This window comes from Blautia sp. CAG:257, assembly GCF_000433815.1.
Classification (GTDB): Bacteria; Bacillota; Clostridia; order Lachnospirales; family Lachnospiraceae; genus Blautia_A; species Blautia_A caecimuris.
Genome location: NZ_HF999071.1, coordinates 15,260 through 16,287, shown reverse-complemented (window position 1 = coordinate 16,287; position 1,028 = coordinate 15,260). Strand labels below are relative to the sequence as shown.

Sequence of the window (1,028 nt, the reverse complement as noted above, 5' to 3'; positions counted from 1 at the left end):
AGAAAGCACATCGCTCTCGAAAAGCTGATGCTCCGGATACTGAAACACCAGGCCAACCTGACTTCTTAACTTCCGCCTGTCATATTTTTCTTCCCAAACATCTTCCCCATTGTAGAGAACAGAGCCGGATGTAGGGCGGATCAGAGCATTCAGATGCTGGATCAGTGTGGATTTTCCACTTCCAGTATGACCGATCACTCCGATAAACTGTCCGTCCGGAATTTCCAGATTAATATCCTTCAGCGCATGGATCTCATAGGCAGTTCCCGGACTGTAGGTGTATGTGATATTTTTTAATTCTATTGACATAAGCAATTCACCAGCTCTTCCGTAGTAAGGATTCCATCCGGAATATCCACCCCGGATTTTTTCAGTTCATGGGCAAGGAGCGTTACCTGAGGTACGTCCAGTCTGTATTTTTTCAGCATGTCCACCTGGGAGAAAATCTCTCCTGGAGTTCCCTCCATTACTACATGGCCCTCGTCCATAACATATACATGGTCTGCGTCAATGACTTCCTCCATGTAGTGAGTGATGAGAACTACTGTTACTTTTTCCTGTCTGTTCAGCTGATGCACTGCTTCCAGAACCTCTTTCCTGCCGTTTGGGTCCAGCATGGCTGTAGGTTCGTCAAGTACAATACATCTTGGACGCATTGCCATGACTCCTGCAATGGCAACCCTCTGCTTCTGTCCGCCGGAAAGCTTGTTGGGCGAATGGTGGCGATATGCTGCCATTCCGGTTTTCTGAAGACTTTCATCTACCCGTTTCCAGATATCTTCTGTGGGAATCCCCATATTTTCCGGTCCGAATCCCACGTCTTCCTCCACAACAGTTCCAATGATCTGATTATCAGGATTCTGAAATACCATTCCTGCTTTCTGCCGGATCTTCCACAGCTCCGGCTCCTTCATGGTATCCATGTTATCGATCCATATAGTTCCCTCCGTAGGAAGAAGCAGTGCGTTAATATGTTTGGCAAAGGTGGACTTTCCGGATCCGTTATGGCCCAGAACAGCCACAAACTC

Annotated in this window: 2 protein-coding genes; both read right to left on the bottom strand. The window is 47.4% G+C overall.

The window, feature by feature from the left end; translation table 11 throughout:
- Window positions 1-309 (bottom strand): ATP-binding cassette domain-containing protein (locus QVP40_RS08905; protein ID WP_288200430.1); only part of this gene is annotated, 309 nt, incomplete at its 3' end.
- Window positions 300-1,028 (bottom strand): energy-coupling factor transporter ATPase (locus QVP40_RS08900; RefSeq protein ID WP_288200429.1); only part of this gene is annotated, 729 nt, incomplete at its 5' end. The genes QVP40_RS08900 and QVP40_RS08905, both read right to left, overlap by 10 nt.